This is a genomic window from Pseudarthrobacter siccitolerans (assembly GCF_001046895.1).
In the GTDB taxonomy this organism is placed as follows: domain Bacteria; phylum Actinomycetota; class Actinomycetes; order Actinomycetales; family Micrococcaceae; genus Arthrobacter; species Arthrobacter siccitolerans.
Genome location: NZ_CAQI01000013.1, coordinates 1 through 217, shown reverse-complemented (window position 1 = coordinate 217; position 217 = coordinate 1). Strand labels below are relative to the sequence as shown.

Below are 217 nucleotides of genomic sequence, written 5' to 3'. Positions count from 1 at the left end.
GGGTGTGATGGTGAAGGCGGTGGGATCGGCCTACGCTGCCGGCCGGCGCGGTTCCAACTGGATCAAGGTGAAGCCCGTGCTCACCTACGACCTGGTGGTGCTCGCCTGCGAGTGGGGGTCGGGACGGCGCACCGGTTTGCTTTCCAACCTGCACCTGGGCGCGCTGGACCCCGCCGGCGAGTTCGGCGAACCGGGCGGTTACGTGATGGTGGGCAAG

General features: G+C 68.7%; 1 pseudogene. It reads left to right on the top strand.

What is annotated here, in order from left to right:
* A pseudogene (locus ARTSIC4J27_RS23500) lies at positions 1-217 on the top strand (ATP-dependent DNA ligase); the annotation flags it as partial.